The sequence below is a fragment of the Streptococcus sp. HMSC065H07 genome (assembly GCF_001837325.1).
In the GTDB taxonomy this organism is placed as follows: Bacteria; Bacillota; Bacilli; order Lactobacillales; family Streptococcaceae; genus Streptococcus; species Streptococcus salivarius_H.
On record NZ_KV832038.1, the window covers coordinates 336,029 to 354,145 of the forward strand.

Genomic DNA, 18,117 nt, shown 5'->3' on the forward strand with positions numbered 1-18,117 from the left:
AGGAGGATTCATAATGACTAGAGAAACATTATTTATGAAAGCCATCAATGAAGGGCTCGATCAAGCCATGGAAAGAGACGAGCGAGTTGTTCTCCTAGGAGAGGATATCTCAGGTGGTGTTAATGTTGAACACTTAGAAAATAATAACGAGGATGCCTGGGGCGGTGTCATGGGTATCACACGAGGATTGATGCCGAAATATGGCAGGGAACGTGTTATTGATACTCCGATTTCTGAGCACGGCTATTTATCAGCTTCGGTGGGGATGGCGCTTACGGGACTAAGACCTGTACCAGAGTTAATGTTTAATGATTTTATTGGATTCTGTTTTGATGCCCTATTAGGACAGGCTTCTAAGATGCGTTACATGTTTGGCGGTAAAGCTAAAGTTCCGATGGTTGTTCGTACTATGCACGGGGCAGGAGCTTCAGCTGCTGCGCAACACTCTGGATCCTATTACGGTTTATTTGGATCGATTCCTGGTATTAAGGTGGTCGTTCCTGCTACCCCTTATGATGCTAAAGGTTTACTACTGGCGTCAATTGAGGATGATAATGTTGTTATTTTTTCTGAGGACAAAACCCTCTATGGCTTAAAAGGGGAAGTGCCAGAAGAATACTATACTGTACCAATTGGTAAGGCTGCCGTTCGTAGAGAAGGTAAGGATTTAACAATTGTGACAATTGGTAAAATGTTGTATGTAGCCTATGAGGTCGCCGACCGCTTGGCAAAAGACAACATTTCTGTAGAAGTGATTGATCTTCGTACAGTTGCTCCATGGGATGAAGAAACAGTGTTAAATTCCGTGAAGAAAACTGGTCGTTTAATTATTGTGGATGAGGCCAATCCACATAACAATACTGCAACTGATATTGCATCTGTAGTTTCAGATAAAGCTTTTGATTATCTTGATGGACCAGTGAAATGTGTTTGTGCTCCAAATACTCCTGTTCCATTTGCGACAAACTTAGAACAAGCCTATATCCCTGATGCGGATAAGGTTTTGAAAGTAGCTGATGAATTGATTCAGGACTTGAAAGGATAGGAGGGCGCTTATGGCAACAGAAATTTTAATGCCCAAGCTCGGCCTAACCATGACTGAAGGACTCATTCAAAAGTGGTTGGTCCAAGTTGGTGATACAGTAACAAGTGGTCAGCCTTTATTGGAAATTAGTTCTGAAAAATTGACTAGTGAAGTCGAATCCCCTGCTTCTGGGGTTGTTCTAGACATTGTGCATGGTGAAGGTGTTACAGTTAAATGTAAGGAAGTCGTTGGATGGGTTGGTCAGGAAGGAGAGGATGTAGGAACCCAAGAGGCTCCTGCACAAGAGGAAGCTCCAACTGAAGTCGCTAAAGATTCAACACCGTCTAGTCCTAAATCTACTACAGCACCTATAGCTCGTACTGGTGGGGAACGCATTTTCATTACACCGGTGGCTCGTAAGATGGCTGCTGAGAAAGGCTATGATATCTCTCTTATTAAGGGGACAGGTGGAAATGGTCGTATTACAAGACGTGATGTAGAAGCTTACCAACCAAGTCTTGTTGTTGATAAGGTCGTTGAACCTCTACCACAAGATATGACCTCAGGTCAATACGGTGAGGGACTCCAAGGCATGCGTAAGATTATTGCCGAACGTATGATGAACAGTCTTCATTCTTCTGCTCAAGTGACACTCCATCGTAAGGCTGATTTAACTGAGCTTTTGAAATTCCGTAAAGAACTTAAGGCCAAGGTCCATACTCCACTTGAAAATGGTGAACTAGGTATCACAACTCTATTAACTAAAGCAGTAACCAAAGCTTTGAGAGATTTTCCAGCTTTGAATGCTTGGTATGGTGGCGGCATTCATCAGATTCAAGAACGCATTCATATTGGTATGGCAACAGCTTTGGATGATGGTTTGGTTGTCCCTGTGATTCGAGACGCAGACCGTATGACTTTAGCAGATCTTGGTCAAAGCATTAAGACTCTGGCTAATCAAGCTCGAAAAGGTACACTTCCATCTGACCTATATAGTGGTTCTACTTTCTCAATTACGAACCTAGGGGGGCCAGGTGTAGAATACTTCACACCAATCCTTAACTCCCCAGAGGTGGCAATTCTTGGAGTAGGAGCAACTCAACAAGCTTTGGCGTTTAATGAGGAGGGAGAGGTTGTTCAAAAAGACTATCTTCCATTGAGTCTGAGCTTCGACCATCAAATCATCGATGGCCTTCCAGCAGCTGAATTTTTAGCACAAGTTATATCTTATCTTGAAGACCCGTATCTCCTTATTTTCTAACAGAATTATCCATTTGTAAGATGCAATTGTGGACGAATAGGACTTACTAGAGGTATAAAAGTAAAGTAATTGTTGATGTTCCACAACCTAGTATGAAGAGAAGACTAAGTTAGTCTTCTCTTTTCGTGTTGCTAAGGGGGAGAGCTTTTCTTAAGTCAAGTGGGAATTTGTCTATCAATTTCCTAATGTCTTTTAATAACAATATACAAAACCCATTTGTGATTTTGTCTTTCTTCAATCTTTGAAAAGCCAATACTTGTTAATAACTGACTCAATTCAGAACTTGTTCCATAATCTGTCATATGATACTTAATTTTTTCTTTTTCGGAAGCAATAATCAGAATAGAATGATTGGACATGACTCTATAGATTTCCTGAAAACTCTCTTTTAAATCTTTCCAGAAAATATGTGTTTGAATAGCAAAGACTAAATCAAAATAATGATTTTGGTAGGGGAGGTTTTCGACATTGCCAACCATCAGCTGGACACTATCATTGTCTATTGACTTTAAAAGCATCCGTTTAGCAGTTTGATAAGACTCCTTGGAAATATCAATGCCATGAATGTCAAGATTTTTATCTAAAGCAAGTAGGTTTTTGATAGTGCTACCACCGCCATAACCGACTTCTAAAATACGACTATTGTTAGGGATAGTGGTTTGTTTTATTGCCCAAAGGCTGAGTTCCTTAAAATAGGATGACCAGATGTTGGTAATCACTCGGCCAACAAGACCACTCGGATTTCTAGATTGCTTTATAAGATATTGAATGAGCATGTTCCCTCCCATTTTTGAAAATAAAGTTTGAAATATAGATGGTTTAAATTCAAACTTTATTATAGAGAAAGCAAGTAAGAATAGCAAGGAAAAATGAAATATATACACATATATTTCAAACTTATGCTACAATTGGTAATAACAGAGGTATTCACATGAATCAATATCAAAAGACGACTGAGAAAAAGAAGCAAGCGGTTATTCAAGCAGCTTTGCGTTTGTTTAAAGACAAAGGTTTTAAGGAAACGAGTATAAAATCTATTGCAGAGGCAGCAGAAGTATCTCCTGTTTCTATCTACAATTATTTCGGGAGCAAAGATAACTTGGTAACTCTCTGTGTTAATGACTTGTTTGAAGAAATAACCCAGCAAGCCGAGGATATTTTAAAAAGTAATCTAGCTTTTAATACAAAATTAGACCAGGCTTTAGACCTATGTCAGGAGAAAATGAGTCAGCAAATCTCGGACTATTTTCAAGATAAAATGGTGGAAGATTCTGTTTTCTCAACTCTCCTAACGAAAGCAATCACTGCAAAAAAACGTGACATCTATCGTGCTTATATTCATCTCGGAAAAGCAGAGGGCCTTATTGCTGAAGATCTATCGACAGAGCTTATCTTAAATGTCATGGATGCTCTTAATGGTATGGGAAATCAATTATCCCATAGTGACAATTTAGAGACAGAGGTTGAGCAAATTCATCAGATCTTTTTGTACGGTATTTTAGGAAAAAAGAAATCATGATTCTCCTAATTCTATTATTGTTCACAGCTAGCAACATCCCATCTCAATCGGTTGTATATTCTCATGCATGGGTGTAAAATTTACTATATAGAGATAAAGAGGAGCAAGTTATGGAATTAAAAGATTTTACAGAACAAGAACAAAAGCAAATCGAAAAAGGTTTGAGCACAGCTGAGATTTCTGATAAGGAAGCGGCTAAGAAGTTACTCGCTCTCGTACCACAAGAATGGATTAAACGCATTCCTTTCTTTGTCAGAGGGCATGCGACGACTAAGACAGTCGAGCGTGTAGCCAAGCAATATCCTGAACTTTATGCAGCGGCTAAGCGCCAAGGGGACCTTCCTGAAAAAGAGAGAGAAGAGCTCCGTAAAATCATGTCAGGCATCTTTGAAGAAAAAATGAATAAACACAAGATTAAATAAGATTTTTAAAGACAATGTATTTATTTCTACAATTACGAATTAACCTTCCATAAAAAAGAGATACTGTCAATTTTACCATCCCGTTACGGAGAAAAAATGAGCAAATTTATTTCAAAACAATCAGTCGCTATCTGGTATGTACTGTCTGCCCTCTTTGCTACATATATAGTAGGGCAAGTTATCCTATGGTGTTTCCCAGACAGGAGTAGTCTGGGTGCCTCACTACTGTTTATCCTAATGAACTGTGTTCCCCTGATTATGGCGGCTGTCTTTTCTCTTGTGTTGAGTGAAGTCAAATCCTTGGGTGAATTCTTCAAAAAGGTCTTTCTTCAAAAAGAAAGTCCCCTGTCCTGGATTCTAGCTCTCTTCATTCCAGTCATCTACTATGGAATCTCATTCTTTCTCAGGAATGTTAGCTTTACTGGGAACACCTTCTTGGCCTTCTTACTATATTTTCCCTGGACCTTTTTATATGGGGGGCTGGAAGAAGTAGGTTGGCGTTGGTTTTTACAAGAACATCTTTACTTTAGTAAGCACTTTATAACTAAAATGATGGTTCTTTCCATTGTCTGGTTCCTCTGGCATATCCCTATCTATCAACTCCCTTGGATTACAGCAGGTTCCTCCAACTATCTCGTTTTTTACCTGATGATTTTAGGAAATACTTTTCTATTTGGAGCTCTCAAAGAGTATTCGAAAGGAGCTGCTCCTTGTATCCTCGCTCACATGCTGATCGATAGTCTGGCTGTCCTTATGCTGGTTCAGAGCTCTCTTACTCAGATTATCTTTCTGGTTATTTTCGAAATCCTACTAGCCTCTTGGCTGGTGGCGGTACGAAAATCATAGAAATAGAGTTGAACCTCCCACTGAATTTCGGTGGGAGCTTTTCTTTCCTATCTGTTGATATAATGACACAGTTTCATTTTTAGGAGGTGACTCGTTTGGCCAAGGATACATTTCATCATCAAAAGGCTGAAAAAGAGAGAGAAGAGCTCTGTAAAATCATGACAGACATCTTTGAAGAAAAAATGAATAAACACAAGATTAAGTAATGTTGTATGAAAAGAGGTATAATTCCGCAAACTTATACCTCTTTCTTATTTTTACTTCTTATTTGATTTGGATAGACTAATAGCAACCATTGTCGCACACAGGAAAAAGGCTGCTAGTAAACCTTTTGTAGTGGTAGTCATAAAGGGTTTATCAAAGACATAATAGTTATAGACAGAAAATCCCAGTCCAATAAGAGTTACAATAATCGACACAACAAATAGCGTCACCCATAATTTTCTTTGAGTCATCATCAACCTCCTCTTTGTATCCGTTTTCTTTCTGCCTATAGTATAACATAAAAAACCTTAGCTAAATTCCATAGAGCGGTTCGGCTAAGGTTTTTCATTTTATTTCGTCAAGACAACCGTATCATTTGGATCATGGTCGTCATCTTCAATAGTCAGTTGATTACCATCGAGTTTATAGTATTTGGTGTCGTCACCGATTGTCAGACTTTGATTGTCAGAGTTAACTGTTACAGGCTTGCTTTCCTTCTCGCCATCTGCCTCGTCCTCTTCCCAAGTTCCAGTATTTCCAGAGATGGTAAGAGTAATGCGATCATTTTCGTCAGTCCCTTTATAGGTGCCATCTAGCCCTTCAGTTTGTTTAGAGGCTTCAGAACTTTGTGAAGATGAAACCTTACTTGAACTTTGTTGGGTGCTAGCAGAGCTTTCAGGTGTTTGAGCTTTCTGGTTTGAGCAGGCTGCTAAAAGACCAAGAACTGCCATAGAGGCAAGAGAAAGTGTGAGTTTTTTGGACAATGTCATAGGCTTGTCTCCTTTCTTTGATACCTTAAGTATAGCAAACGCTTACAAACAAACCAAGCAAAAACCTTTTCTGAAAATACTTGGAAATCACTCTTTCGGATTCTCAAAGGCATAATCTATTATCCCCATTTAAACTATGCTATACTGATAAAAAGCAAGAAGGAAGGTTCCTAATGACAACTACTAATCCACGTCGCCAGTGCGAGCAACTATGGGCAGCCAATAAGTATCTGGTGCTCAGCCATTCAAACAAGATTTACTTGGAAATCCGTAACTATCTCAAGAATGAAGAGGTTAGTTTGGATCAGGTTCAAGCCTACATTGATCAAGCACTTAACCTTCCTGAAAATCCCGGTCAGGTCGTCAATGCCTTCCAACATATCTGGGGATATTTTAAGAAGAAAGCAACCGCCAGCGAAAAGGAAAAGTTTATGGCCCAACTGGATAGCTATGCAGTAGGCCAAATTCCTCAGCATTGTTTGGTGGAATCCGTCAAAGAGCTCCTAATCACATATCCTAATCGTTATCTGGAGGAGTCAACCTTAATTAATGGGGGTTCAAAATGAGACTGTGGCATCAAGACTTGATTGCAAAACTACCTCGTCAGCAACTATTAGGACAACACCGAGAATGTTGTGCCCTTCGTGGCAAGGGTTGGCAACGCAAACACGCTACGGTTAACTATGTTTTTGATTATTCTCCATATCGCCTGTTTAAATACCATGAACTCATTATGCAAGAAATGACGGAACGTGGCTATCGTGTTAGCCCAGAGTGGTTGGACAAGGAGTATCGAGGCAAACAGATGCCAGCCTACGATAAGCTTGAAGCGGAGACATTACCAGTCATCATCTACCCAGAGCATGATGCTGCCTATTTACAGGAATGTCTGGACAATCTCAAGCAAAAAGGAATCGTCATCTAAAGGAGGAAAACGATGCATTTATTTAAGTGGTTAGCATCTAAAAAGAAAGCAGCAGAAGGCCTTGTCATGCGTATTTCGACAGCTGATCAGGTAGACTATGCGACGATTACAAACCCAAGTGACAGTGATATCTGGGATGCTTTGGTGCAACTTCCAGTATCCTACGATAGTCTCTATCTCACTTATAGCGAAAAAGGGGCAATGAGTTTTATCTTTGTTGAATACGAGGATGACAAGTATCGCTTGGAACATGACACACCTGAGCTAGGATTAGAATTAACCAATGTCGCACGTGTATCTCAACAAGTTGCCAGAGATATCCTTATTCGCTTTTCGAAAGAGCACTCAGTGATTTTGGACGACCATTGGAAACAAGAGAAAGTAAGGTAATCCTATGGCCTACCTTACCCCAGAAACCAGACGAAAACGGCGAAAAGGCTTTTGCTTAATTATCGAAATCATTTGTCTGGTTCATTTTGCAATCATTGTCCCTCGTGACCGAGTTTTTACGCCTGAAAAATGGGCTCGTACTCCAGATCACATGCGCCATAAATTCATGTGGAGTTTTCACCGGCAGTATCAGCTTGAGGGCATGACGAGAAAAGAAGTTGAGAAACTCTTAGGCAAGGGGAGTGATCTTCAAGGAAGTGTTGAGTACAAGCTGAAGGACGATTGGATTGGTGGTTGGCGTGTTTACCATATTGACTATAAGCAAGACCGTGTGATTCGTGCCAAAGAAACCTGGCAAGATTGGTGAGAATGAGCTTTCTCTTCCCCTAAAAGTAGTATAATCAAGGTGTAAAGGTAATCGTTTTCAAAAGAACGAAGCTGTCTTTTGATTAGAAATGGAGGACAAACTCATGACCCTATTTATGTCTAAACTGATGAGCGGTATTATGGAACTGCTCATAGTCTCTGTCATTCCTTTTATCACTTGGTTAATTTGGAGCAGGAAAAAGGTCGGTTTCTTTGACTGGATTGGGTTGAAGAAAGTTGAGAGTCAGAAGAAGAGGCAATTATTACTGACCATTTTGGGTATTAGTCTACTTTTTCTTCTTTTTTCGATTGTGGTCTTTAGTTGGTTTGACTCTAGCCAAACGGCCACAGCAGATTTTTCTGGAAATGGAATTGGAGCTCTTCCTGCTATTCTAGCCTATGCTATCTTAGGGACTGCCTTGCCAGAAGAAATCTTCTTTAGAGGTTTTCTATTAAAAAGGATGCAAGGAAAACTAGGATTTCTAGGAGCAAATCTGGTTCAGTCTCTCTTATTTGGTCTCATCCATGCACTTATGTTTATGCAACTAACTGGTTACCTTAAGGCTTTTGCCATTTTGGTCTTTATCAGTCTCATAGCTTACGTTTTTGGTGCTATCAATGAGAAAAAAGCAAGTGGGTCCATTCTTCCAAGTGTCTTTATCCACGCCTTGGCCAATACGGTTGTAGGGTTGCTCTTTGCCTTCTCCCTCATTTAGATAAAATTATATAGAAGAAAGTTATCATGGATGAATTAAAAGATATCAAACTTAAAAACTATCAGTACCTAAATGAGGTCGCTATCAAGGGAGAGACGCTCTTCACGGGCTCCTCTCTCATGGAGCTTTTTCCCATTTGTGAAATCGCTAGGAGTAGAAGTATCGACGATATCATCTACAATCGAGGCATCAGTGGTTTGAATACGGATGAATTTCTCCAACATATCCATCCCCTACTTTTGGATTTGCAACCGGCCAAGGTTTTCATCAATATCGGTACCAATGATATGACCGAGGACCCTTATGGAGACCAGTGGTTCCACCATATGACGGTAAATATCAGACAAATTCTGGAGCAAACACTAGCTATATTGCCCCATACCAAGATTCACCTCATGGCTTTTTACCCAGCCAATCTACATCTGCCTTGGCAGACACCGGCATCTATCCAGTGGATGAAACTGCGGACTCCTGAAAATCTTGACCGCTGTAACCAGGCTCTTGAGGAAATTGCCAAAACCTATGGCTGCCACTTCATTAATTGTAATGCTGATTTGGTTGATGATAGAAAAGAGCAGAAGGCTGAGCACACCTATGACGGCGTCCACCTTTATGCCAATGCTTACTTAAAAGTCTTTGAAGTTCTGGAGCCATATCTCCTGCATTAAGAAAATATGAGAGAATTTCCAGTTCTTACTCGCTTTTTTCCCTTGATTACAGTACAATAGACGTCAAAAGTGAAAAATTGAAATGAGGTATCCCTATGTGGAAATGGTTTAAACGACTCATTGTCCTCGTCATTGTGCTCTTTTTTGCAGTGGCGGCTCTACTTATTCCGGACAAGATCGACAGTCAGGACCAATTAAAAAATGTATCAACACAAACATCCCTTGCTGATTTAGCCCAGGCTGGTATTGGTGGGGCGTCCCTTTCATCAGGCGGAGTTTCAACTGAGATTAATCTTGACAGTAATCAGTTTCGTCAAATCCTAAAAGCAAGCATGGCTGATTCTAATGACGAGACCTTGCAAAACAGTAGCGTAGAGTTGAATGATTCCTATCTAACAGCTAAGGTTCCCGTATCTCTTGGACCTATCGAATCAACATTCAGCCTTGATTTTACGGTCAGCACTAACAAGGAAGTCATCCTACTAGATTTGGCAGGTGCCCACCTGGGTCGCCTTCCAGTTCCAAAATCACTGGTTCTGCCTTACCTCAAGAAGAGCATTGCCCAGTCAAGCAGTGGTGTTCAAATGGTTAATGACCAAATTCAGCTCAAGCTTCCAGAAATCGGCTATGAAATTGAGCAAGCCTCTGTGACCAATAGCAAGATGAAGGTTAAACTTAACATTCCGATTTCCTTGCCAACAAGTTGGTAATCCATAATGAATCTTTCAAAACAAGTCCATAGTCTGGACTTGTTTTTTGATACCTTCACTTCTAAACTAAGAAAGTTAAAGAATTCTTGAAATAATAGCTTTAAATCCCTCAATCCCCTAGAAAATGAGCTTTTCCTATGCTATCATAAGATTGTAAAATTGATAAGCGTCTGATACTCATTGAAAAAGAGTTATTTCACTGAGTTAAAGAGTTTTAGGATAGTAGTTAGGAGGAAAAAATGGACGCTTTAAAATATATCACACCCAAATTTTTCACTACCATCAGGAATTATTCTAAGGGCCAGTTTCTTAAGGACTTAATCGCAGGAGTCATCGTGGCTATCATTGCTCTCCCCTTGTCGATTGCTCTTGCCATTGCCTCTGGTGTTAATCCTGAACAAGGTCTTTATACAGCAGTTGTTGCAGGCTTTTTTATTTCCTTTTTAGGAGGTAGTCGGGTTCAGATTGGTGGACCTACCGCAGCCTTCGTTGTTATCATTTATGGCATCATCGCCCAGTATGGTATGGCTGGTTTGACCCTTGCCACGCTCATGGCGGGACTCATGCTTATTATCATGGGGCTCCTGCGTTTTGGTGACCTGATCAAGTTCATTCCAAAAACCATCACACTCGGTTTTACCTTTGGGATAGCTGTTGGGATTGTGGCTGGACAGGTTAAAGATTTCCTGGGCCTTGAGATGAAGTCCGTACCAGCTGAGTTCTTAGAAAAACTTCTAGCTTATGGGAAGCATCTTCCAAGTATTAGCTGGCCGACACTTGCAATTGGTATCTTGGCCCTAGTCATTCAAATCTTTTGGCCACGTTTTTCTCAGAAAATTCCAGGATCCCTGGTTGCCATCCTTGTAACCACAGCCATCGTAGCTTTTGGTCATCTGCCAGTCAAAACCATCGGTGACCTTTACACCATCAAAGCAGGACTTCCAAGCTTCACAGTTCCTGACCTATCATTTTCTTTGATTCGTCAAATGATTTCGCCAGCCTTCACTATTGCCATACTAGCAGCCATCGAATCCCTACTTTCTTGCGTTGTTTCAGACGGGATGATTGGTGGTAATCATCGTTCTAATGCGGAATTGATTGGCCAAGGTGTTGGGAATATCATGTCAGCCCTTTTTGGCGGGATTCCGGCAACGGGTGCCATCGCCCGTACCGCAGCCAATGTCAAAAATGGAGGACGGACACCAGTAGCGGGGATGGTTCATGCCCTTACCTTGCTTCTGATTTTACTCTTTCTCATGCCTTATGCCTCATTGATTCCTATGACCTGTTTGGCCTCAATCCTAATGATTGTCGGTTATAACATGAGCGGTTGGCGTACTGTCGTTCGAATGATCCAACGTGCTCCTAAGAGTGACGTAGCAGTCCTTATCGTAACCTTTATCTTAACTGTTTTCTTTGACCTAGTGGTTGCCATCGAATTTGGTATGGTCCTAGCAGCCTTCCTCTTCCTCAAACGGATGTCCGACGTAGCCCAAGTTCGTCAGTGGGTGGACAAGGGGAATCTAGAAGATCCTATATTGTCTGAGGATAGCGACTTGAAACAAGTCCCTAAAAATGCAGTCGTATATGAAATCTTCGGTGCCCTCTTCTTTGGTGCAGCCAATAATTTCCTGAATGTTATCAATGACGACGGTAAGAATGTCCTTATTCTACGCATGCGCAACGTTCCAGCCATGGATATTTCAGGTCTGGATGCCCTTGAGGAAACGCTTGCTATCTGCCGAAAACGAGGCATGACCTTGCTTCTTTCTCACGTTAACCCCCAACCCTACCGAGTTCTCGAAAAATCAGGCTTCATCCAGACTATCGGTCCAGATAATATCTGCGAGTCGACGGACCAAGCCCTTGAAAAAGCAGTAGCCCTAGCAAAAGAAGGCTAGACAAATCCATTTTGCACAAGAAGAAAAAGCCAGTTCAACTGAACTTGGCTTTTTAAAATAATAACAGTGCTAACAAAATAATGTTGTGAATTTTCAGATATTATTGTGAAATATTAGAAAAAAGCATAAGGAGATTCTTAAATGAGCGACTTAGTTTTAGGACTTGATATCGGTATAGGTTCTGTTGGTGTAGGTATCCTTAATAAAGTGACGGGAGAAATTATCCATAAGAACTCACGCATTTTCCCAGCAGCTCAAGCGGAGAATAATGTAGAACGTAGAATAAATCGTCAAGGAAGACGATTGACACGACGTAAAAAACATCGTAGAGTTCGTTTAAATCATTTATTTGAAGAAAGTGGCTTAATCACTGATTTTACAAATGTTTCAATCAATCTTAACCCATATCAATTGCGAGTTAAGGGTTTGACCGATGAATTGTCTAATGAAGAATTGTTTATCGCTCTTAAAAATATGGTGAAACACCGTGGGATTAGTTACCTTGATGATGCCAGTGATGACGGGAATTCATCAGTAGGCGACTATGCACAAATTGTCAAAGAAAACAGTAAACAATTAGAGACAAAAACACCAGGCCAGATTCAATTGGAACGCTACCAAAAATATGGTCAATTACGTGGTGATTTCACAGTCGAAGAAGATGGAAAAAAACATCGCTTAATTAATGTCTTTCCCACATCAGCTTATCGAGCAGAAGCACTGAGAATACTGCAAACTCAACAAGAATTTAATCCACAGATTACCGATGAATTTATTAATAGTTATCTCCAAATTCTAACTGGAAAACGTAAATATTATCATGGACCAGGTAATGAGAAATCAAGAACTGACTATGGTCGTTATAGAACATCTGGAGAAACTTTAGACAATATTTTTGGAATTCTAATTGGGAAATGTACATTTTATCCAGAAGAGTATAGAGCAGCAAAAGCATCCTACACGGCTCAAGAATTCAATTTGCTAAATGATTTGAACAATCTAACCGTTCCAACAGAAACCAAGAAGTTGAGCGAAGAACAGAAGAATCAAATCATTACCTATGTCAAAAATGAAAAGGCGATGGGTCCAGCGAAACTCTTTAAATATATCGCTAAACTACTTGCTTGCGATGTTGCGGATATCAAGGGATATCGTATCAACAAATCAGACAAACCAGAAATTCATACTTTCGAAGCCTACCGAAAAATGAAGACGCTTGAAACTATTGATGTTGAGCAAATGGAGAGAGAAAAGCTTGATAAGTTAGCCTATGTCTTAACATTAAATACGGAGAGGGAAGGTATCCAAGAAGCGATAGAGCATGAGTTTGCTGATGGTACCTTCAGTCAGGAGCAAATTGATGAATTGGTTCAATTTCGCAAAGCAAATAGTTCCATTTTTGGAAAAGGATGGCATAGTTTTTCTGTCAAACTGATGATGGAATTAATCCCAGAATTATATGAGACGTCAGAAGAACAAATGACTATCTTGACACGACTAGGAAAACAAAAAACAACTTCGTCTTCAAATAAAACCAAATATATTGATGAGAAACAACTAACTGAAGAAATCTACAATCCTGTTGTTGCTAAGTCTGTACGCCAAGCTATAAAAATCGTAAATGCGGCAATCAAAGAATATGGTGACTTTGACAATATTGTCATCGAAATGGCTCGTGAAACAAATGAAGATGACGAAAAGAAAGCTATTCAAAAGATTCAAAAAGCTAATAAAGATGAAAAGGATGCAGCCATGCTTAAGGCTGCCAACCAATATAATGGAAAGGCTGAATTACCACATAGTGTTTTCCATGGTCATAAGCAATTAGCGACTAAAATCCGTCTCTGGCATCAGCAAGGAGAACGTTGCCTTTATACTGGTAAAATAATTTCAATCCATGATTTGATTAATAATCCCAATCAATTTGAAATAGATCATATTTTACCTCTTTCGATCACCTTTGATGATAGCCTTGCCAATAAGGTTTTGGTTTATGCAACTGCTAACCAAGAAAAAGGACAACGAACACCTTACCAGGCTTTAGATAGTATGGATGATGCATGGTCTTTCCGTGAACTGAAAGCTTTTGTACGTGAGTCGAAAACACTTTCAAACAAGAAAAAAGAATATCTTCTTACGGAAGAGGATATTTCAAAATTTGATGTTCGAAAGAAATTTATTGAACGAAACCTTGTAGATACAAGATACGCTTCAAGAGTTGTCCTCAATGCCCTTCAAGAACACTTTAGAGCTCGCAAGATTGATACAAAAGTTTCCGTGGTTCGTGGACAATTCACATCTCAATTGAGACGCCATTGGGGAATCGATAAGACTCGTGATACCTATCATCACCATGCTGTAGATGCACTGATCATTGCTGCTTCAAGTCAGTTGAATTTGTGGAAAAAACAAAAGAATACTCTTGTAAGTTATTCAGAAGACCAACTACTTGATATTGAAACTGGTGAACTTATTAGTGATGATGAGTACAAGGAATCTGTATTCAAAGCCCCTTATCAACATTTTGTTGATACATTGAAGAGTAAAGAGTTTGAAGATAGTATCTTGTTCTCATACCAAGTGGATTCTAAGTTTAATCGAAAGATTTCTGATGCAACAATTTACGCAACAAGAAAAGCGAAATTAGATAAAGAGAAAAAAGAATACACTTATACTTTGGGGAAAATAAAAGATATCTATGCTTTAGGGACAAAAACTCCTTCTAAAACGGGATTTTATAAGTTTTTAGATTTATACAAAAAGGATAAATCCCAATTCTTAATGTATCAGAAGGATAGAAAAACTTGGGATGAAGTAATAGAGAAGATATTGGAACAATATCGACCATTTAAAGAAAAGGACAAAAATGGAAAAGAGGTTGATTTTAATCCTTTTGAAAAATATAGAATTGAAAATGGACCTATTCGCAAGTATAGTCGAAAAGGCAATGGTCCTGAAATCAAGAGTCTTAAATACTACGATAATCTCCTAGGAAGATTTGTTGATATAACTCCCTCAGAAAGTAAAAATCCTGTAGCTTTACTATCTTTGAATCCTTGGAGAACAGATGTATACTACAATACAGAAACAAGAAAATATGAATTCTTAGGATTAAAGTATGCAGATTTGTGTTTCGAAAAAGGAGGTTCTTACGGTATTTTAAAAGTTAAGTATAATAAAATAAGAGAGAAAGAAGGAATTGGTAAGAATTCAGAATTTAAGTTTACACTGTATAAGAATGATTTAATTTTAATTAAGGATACTGAAACAAATCGCCAACAAATCTTTAGATTTTGGTCTCGTACTGGGAAGGATAATCCAAAAAGTTTTGAAAAGCATAAAATAGAATTAAAACCTTATGAAAAAGCAAGATTCGAGAAGGGAGAAGAACTTGAGGTATTAGGAAAGGTACCACCTTCTTCTAATCAATTGCAAAAGAATATGCAGATAGAAAATCTATCAATGTATAAAGTAAGAACAGATGTCCTAGGAAATCAGCATATCATCAAAAATGAGGGTGATAAGCCTAAGCTAGATTTTTAATATTAATTGTTAAAAAGTGTTGCAATTATAGTTATCATATAATATAATTATCGTGTAAGGGACGCCTTACACAGTTACTTAAATCTTGCAGAAGCTACAAAGATAAGGCTTCATGCCGAAACCAACACCCTGTCATTTTATGGCAGGGTGTTTTCGTTATTTAAAAGGAGAAGAAATGACTTGGAGAGTTGTACATGTCAGTCAAAGTGAGAAGATGCGCTTAAAGCTTGATAACCTGTTAGTGCAAAAGATGGGACAAGAGTTTACGGTGCCACTTAGTGATATTTCGATAATAGTTGCTGAAGGTGGGGATACAGTTGTTACTCTTCGATTATTAAGTGCCCTAAGTAAATATAATATTGCCTTGGTTGTCTGTGATAATGAACATTTACCAACAGGGATTTATCACTCGCAAAATGGGCATTTTAGAGCTTATAAGCGCTTGAAAGAGCAGATGGACTGGTCTCAGAAACAAAAGGACAAGGCATGGCAGATTGTGACTTACTATAAAATCAATAACCAAGAGGATGTCCTAGCCATGTTTGAAAAAAGTCTGGATAACATTAGACTACTTTCAGACTATAAAGAGCAGATAGAACCAGGTGATAGAACGAATAGAGAGGGACATGCTGCCAAGGTCTACTTTAATGAACTTTTTGGTAAACAATTTGTCAGAGTAACCCAGCAAGAAGCAGATGTTATCAATGCTGGCTTAAACTATGGTTATGCTATCATGAGGGCTCAGATGGCTAGAATAGTGGCGGGTTATGGTTTAAATGGTCTATTAGGAATCTTCCATAAAAATGAATATAATCAGTTTAATTTGGTTGATGACTTGATGGAGCCATTTAGACAAATTGTAGATGTTTGGGTTTACGATAATCTAAGAGATCAGGAATTCCTTAAGTATGAATATAGGTTGGAATTGACAGATTTGCTCAATGCTAAAATCAAATATGGCAAAGAGACATGTTCAGTGACAGTTGCTATGGACAAATATGTTAAAGGTTTTATCAAATATATTTCGGAAAAAGATAGTAGTAAATTTCACTGCCCAGTGGTATCAAGTTTAGAGTGGAGAAAATAAGATGAGGTATGAAGCGTTGAGATTATTATGTTTTTTTGATTTGCCAATGGAATCCAAGGATGAAAAAAGAATATATCGTAATTTTCGTAAAGAATTAATTTCAAATGGATTTGAAATGTTACAATTTTCGGTCTACTATCGCACTTGTCCTAATAGAAGCTTTGCAAATAAATTTTATAAGAAGCTAAAGATGAGCAATCTACCTGCTGGAAATGTGAGACTGTTGGCGGTTATATGAAATTTTTTGTACAACATCCTTACAAGGAACGTATTGAAGTGAATATTGGTGCAATCACACAAATTGTTGGTCAGAATAAAGAACTCAAATATTATATCTGGCAGATTTTGAGCTGGTATTTTGGTGGAAAAAAATACTCAAGTGAGGATTTAAGTATTTTTGATTATGAGGAGCCTACTATACTTGATGAGACTGGAGAAATAGTGAAACGAAGCAGTTATCACTATATCGACATTTCAAGTTTTAAGGATTTACTTGAGCAGATGGAATATAAGAAAGGAACACTTGCTCAGGGTTACCTTAGTAAAATTGTCAATCAGGTTGATGTTGTAGCCTATTTGGAGAAAATAAATGAACAAGTTGAGCTCATAGAAGGAGCGATAAATCAGCATATAAACTTAAACAGCGGTCAGGTGGAATACCATTTAGAGAATCAACCTCTGACACTAGATCAACTACTTTCAAAAAACTTTAGTCCATTTTTTGCCATTGAGAACAAGAATTTATCTTTTGAATGGGTTTCAAATACTGATAAACTATTCCTCTTTTTAGAAATGTTAAACCGTCTTCTGTCACAAACAACAGAGAAATATCTCATTGTTCTAAAAAATATTGAAAGCTTTGTCTCAGAGGAGTCCTATGATAGTTTTTATAATGAGATTGGTCGGCTAGTCAAAAAGTATCCAAACCTAACCTTTATTTTATTTCCAAGTGACCAAGGCTATTTAAAGATTGATGAAAAGAGTAGTAGGTTCGTCAATATTTTATGTGACCAGGTGGAGCATTTGTACGATATTGAGTTTATGTATGAAAGGGTAAAGAAACATTATCCAAGTAATAATTTCCCAACGAGAGAGGGTTTTAGGAAATCCTTAGAGAATGTGACGCCTTATTTATTGACAAAAATGGTGAGACAACCTAGTCTCTCACTTGTTGATTCTGTAATTTTGAGTATACTAAATCAGTTGTTTCAATTTAATTACCGTATAAGATATTCACAAACTCCTGATGAGGAGCTATTGCATAGATATTTAGAAAGTAAGAATTGACAAGTACAGTGATTGATTCTATAATCACTATGTGGGTGTAAAAACGTCAAAATTTCATTTGAGGTTTTTGTACTCTCAAGATTTAAGTAACTGTACAACAGCAATCTTCTCACTCGGATAAAACTCTTTGTTTTTGTACTCTCAAGATTTAAGTAACTGTACAACGAATGTATCTGTTGAAAGAAGTGTGGATGTGTTTTTGTACTCTCAAGATTTAAGTAACTGTACAACTCATACTTCCTCTTTCTATTGCTTTTATTGGTTTTTGTACTCTCAAGATTTAAGTAACTGTACAACTTAAAGTGCGTTTTCGGAAACGTTGGCACAGTTTTTGTACTCTCAAGATTTAAGTAACTGTACAGCGGTCTATCCAAACGCTAATATTATTATACCGTTTTTGTACTCCAAGATTTAAGTAACTATCCAGGTTGATTGATTCAACTAAAAAAGCCAGTTCAACTGAACTTGGCTTTTTAAA

Annotated in this window: 19 protein-coding genes, 1 pseudogene and 1 CRISPR repeat array; of the genes and pseudogenes, 17 read left to right on the forward strand and 3 right to left on the reverse strand. The window is 38.5% G+C overall.

Going from position 1 to position 18,117, the window contains the following annotated elements; all coding sequences use genetic code 11:
* The first annotated feature begins 13 nt into the window (after positions 1-13).
* Both HMPREF2637_RS07780 and HMPREF2637_RS07785 read left to right on the forward strand, forming a co-directional pair.
* Entirely contained in the window at positions 14-1,045 is a 1,032-nt protein-coding gene (locus HMPREF2637_RS07780; protein ID WP_002890539.1) for an alpha-ketoacid dehydrogenase subunit beta, read from the forward strand.
* Positions 1,046-1,055: 10 nt separating this feature from the next.
* Positions 1,056-2,285: a dihydrolipoamide acetyltransferase family protein gene (locus HMPREF2637_RS07785; RefSeq protein WP_014634180.1), complete on the forward strand. Its 1,230-nt coding sequence runs from the start codon at positions 1,056-1,058 to the stop codon at positions 2,283-2,285.
* Positions 2,286-2,467: 182 nt separating this feature from the next.
* Here the strand turns inward: HMPREF2637_RS07785 and HMPREF2637_RS07790 are convergent, their stop codons facing one another.
* Positions 2,468-3,061 carry a class I SAM-dependent methyltransferase gene (locus HMPREF2637_RS07790; RefSeq protein WP_014634181.1) on the reverse strand — a complete coding sequence of 198 codons (594 nt, stop codon included), beginning with the start codon at positions 3,059-3,061 and terminating at the stop codon, positions 2,468-2,470.
* Positions 3,062-3,216: 155 nt separating this feature from the next.
* On the opposite strand from HMPREF2637_RS07790, the gene HMPREF2637_RS07795 reads away from it, so the two are divergent.
* The 3 genes from HMPREF2637_RS07795 (at position 3,217) to HMPREF2637_RS07805 (ending at position 5,072) form a co-directional block, all read left to right on the forward strand.
* Positions 3,217-3,804 (forward strand): TetR/AcrR family transcriptional regulator, encoded by a 588-nt coding sequence (locus HMPREF2637_RS07795; RefSeq protein ID WP_002890542.1) that lies wholly within the window; start codon positions 3,217-3,219, stop codon positions 3,802-3,804.
* 110 nt (positions 3,805-3,914) lie between these two features.
* Positions 3,915-4,226, forward strand: a complete 312-nt coding sequence (locus HMPREF2637_RS07800; protein ID WP_064523345.1) for a hypothetical protein — start codon at positions 3,915-3,917, stop codon at positions 4,224-4,226.
* 96 nt (positions 4,227-4,322) lie between these two features.
* On the forward strand, positions 4,323-5,072 hold the full coding sequence (locus tag HMPREF2637_RS07805; protein ID WP_070839853.1) for a CPBP family intramembrane glutamic endopeptidase: 750 nt from the start codon (positions 4,323-4,325) through the stop codon (positions 5,070-5,072).
* Between the two features lie 257 nt (positions 5,073-5,329).
* Here HMPREF2637_RS07805 and HMPREF2637_RS07810 read toward each other — a convergent pair whose 3' ends face one another.
* On the reverse strand, positions 5,330-5,527 hold the full coding sequence (locus tag HMPREF2637_RS07810; RefSeq protein WP_045771842.1) for a hypothetical protein: 198 nt from the start codon (positions 5,525-5,527) through the stop codon (positions 5,330-5,332).
* A gap of 99 nt (positions 5,528-5,626) precedes the next feature.
* Positions 5,627-6,046: an SP_0198 family lipoprotein gene (locus tag HMPREF2637_RS07815; protein ID WP_045771841.1), complete on the reverse strand. Its 420-nt coding sequence runs from the start codon at positions 6,044-6,046 to the stop codon at positions 5,627-5,629.
* 173 nt (positions 6,047-6,219) lie between these two features.
* Between HMPREF2637_RS07815 and HMPREF2637_RS07820 the strand changes: the two genes are divergently transcribed.
* From HMPREF2637_RS07820 to csn2-St, 12 genes and pseudogenes are all read left to right on the forward strand, one after another.
* Complete coding sequence (locus tag HMPREF2637_RS07820) at positions 6,220-6,612, forward strand: YbgA family protein (RefSeq protein WP_064523350.1); 393 nt, start codon at positions 6,220-6,222, stop codon at positions 6,610-6,612.
* Positions 6,609-6,971, forward strand: coding sequence for a TIGR02328 family protein (locus HMPREF2637_RS07825; protein WP_064523353.1), 363 nt, complete (start codon positions 6,609-6,611; stop codon positions 6,969-6,971). Before HMPREF2637_RS07820 ends, HMPREF2637_RS07825 begins: the two co-directional genes overlap by 4 nt.
* Before the next feature lie 12 nt (positions 6,972-6,983).
* Positions 6,984-7,361 carry a hypothetical protein gene (locus HMPREF2637_RS07830; protein ID WP_064523356.1) on the forward strand — a complete coding sequence of 126 codons (378 nt, stop codon included), beginning with the start codon at positions 6,984-6,986 and terminating at the stop codon, positions 7,359-7,361.
* A gap of 4 nt (positions 7,362-7,365) precedes the next feature.
* A complete protein-coding gene (locus tag HMPREF2637_RS07835; protein ID WP_060971544.1) occupies positions 7,366-7,728 on the forward strand; it encodes a hypothetical protein in 363 nt (120 codons plus the stop codon).
* A gap of 103 nt (positions 7,729-7,831) precedes the next feature.
* Positions 7,832-8,443 (forward strand): CPBP family intramembrane glutamic endopeptidase, encoded by a 612-nt coding sequence (locus HMPREF2637_RS07840; RefSeq protein WP_064523359.1) that lies wholly within the window; start codon positions 7,832-7,834, stop codon positions 8,441-8,443.
* 26 nt (positions 8,444-8,469) lie between these two features.
* Positions 8,470-9,111: a GDSL-type esterase/lipase family protein gene (locus HMPREF2637_RS07845; protein ID WP_064523361.1), complete on the forward strand. Its 642-nt coding sequence runs from the start codon at positions 8,470-8,472 to the stop codon at positions 9,109-9,111.
* 95 nt (positions 9,112-9,206) lie between these two features.
* A complete protein-coding gene (locus tag HMPREF2637_RS07850; RefSeq protein ID WP_048790566.1) occupies positions 9,207-9,821 on the forward strand; it encodes a hypothetical protein in 615 nt (204 codons plus the stop codon).
* 239 nt (positions 9,822-10,060) lie between these two features.
* Positions 10,061-11,722, forward strand: a complete 1,662-nt coding sequence (locus tag HMPREF2637_RS07855) for a SulP family inorganic anion transporter (protein WP_064523364.1) — start codon at positions 10,061-10,063, stop codon at positions 11,720-11,722.
* Between the two features lie 141 nt (positions 11,723-11,863).
* Positions 11,864-15,265 carry a type II CRISPR RNA-guided endonuclease Cas9 gene (gene cas9 / locus HMPREF2637_RS07860; protein WP_064523367.1) on the forward strand — a complete coding sequence of 1,134 codons (3,402 nt, stop codon included), beginning with the start codon at positions 11,864-11,866 and terminating at the stop codon, positions 15,263-15,265.
* 175 nt (positions 15,266-15,440) lie between these two features.
* Positions 15,441-16,352 carry a type II CRISPR-associated endonuclease Cas1 gene (gene cas1, locus HMPREF2637_RS07865; protein ID WP_064523369.1) on the forward strand — a complete coding sequence of 304 codons (912 nt, stop codon included), beginning with the start codon at positions 15,441-15,443 and terminating at the stop codon, positions 16,350-16,352.
* Between the two features lies 1 nt (position 16,353).
* A pseudogene (gene cas2 / locus HMPREF2637_RS07870) lies at positions 16,354-16,584 on the forward strand (CRISPR-associated endonuclease Cas2); the annotation flags it as partial.
* 2 nt (positions 16,585-16,586) lie between these two features.
* The gene (gene csn2-St / locus HMPREF2637_RS07875) at positions 16,587-17,639 is read left to right on the forward strand and encodes a CRISPR-associated protein Csn2-St (RefSeq protein WP_064523371.1); all 1,053 of its coding nucleotides are present in this window, start codon (positions 16,587-16,589) and stop codon (positions 17,637-17,639) included.
* A gap of 63 nt (positions 17,640-17,702) precedes the next feature.
* A CRISPR array of direct repeats spans positions 17,703-18,066; the repeat unit is 34 nt; unit sequence GTTTTTGTACTCTCAAGATTTAAGTAACTGTACA.
* Positions 18,067-18,117 lie beyond the last annotated feature (51 nt).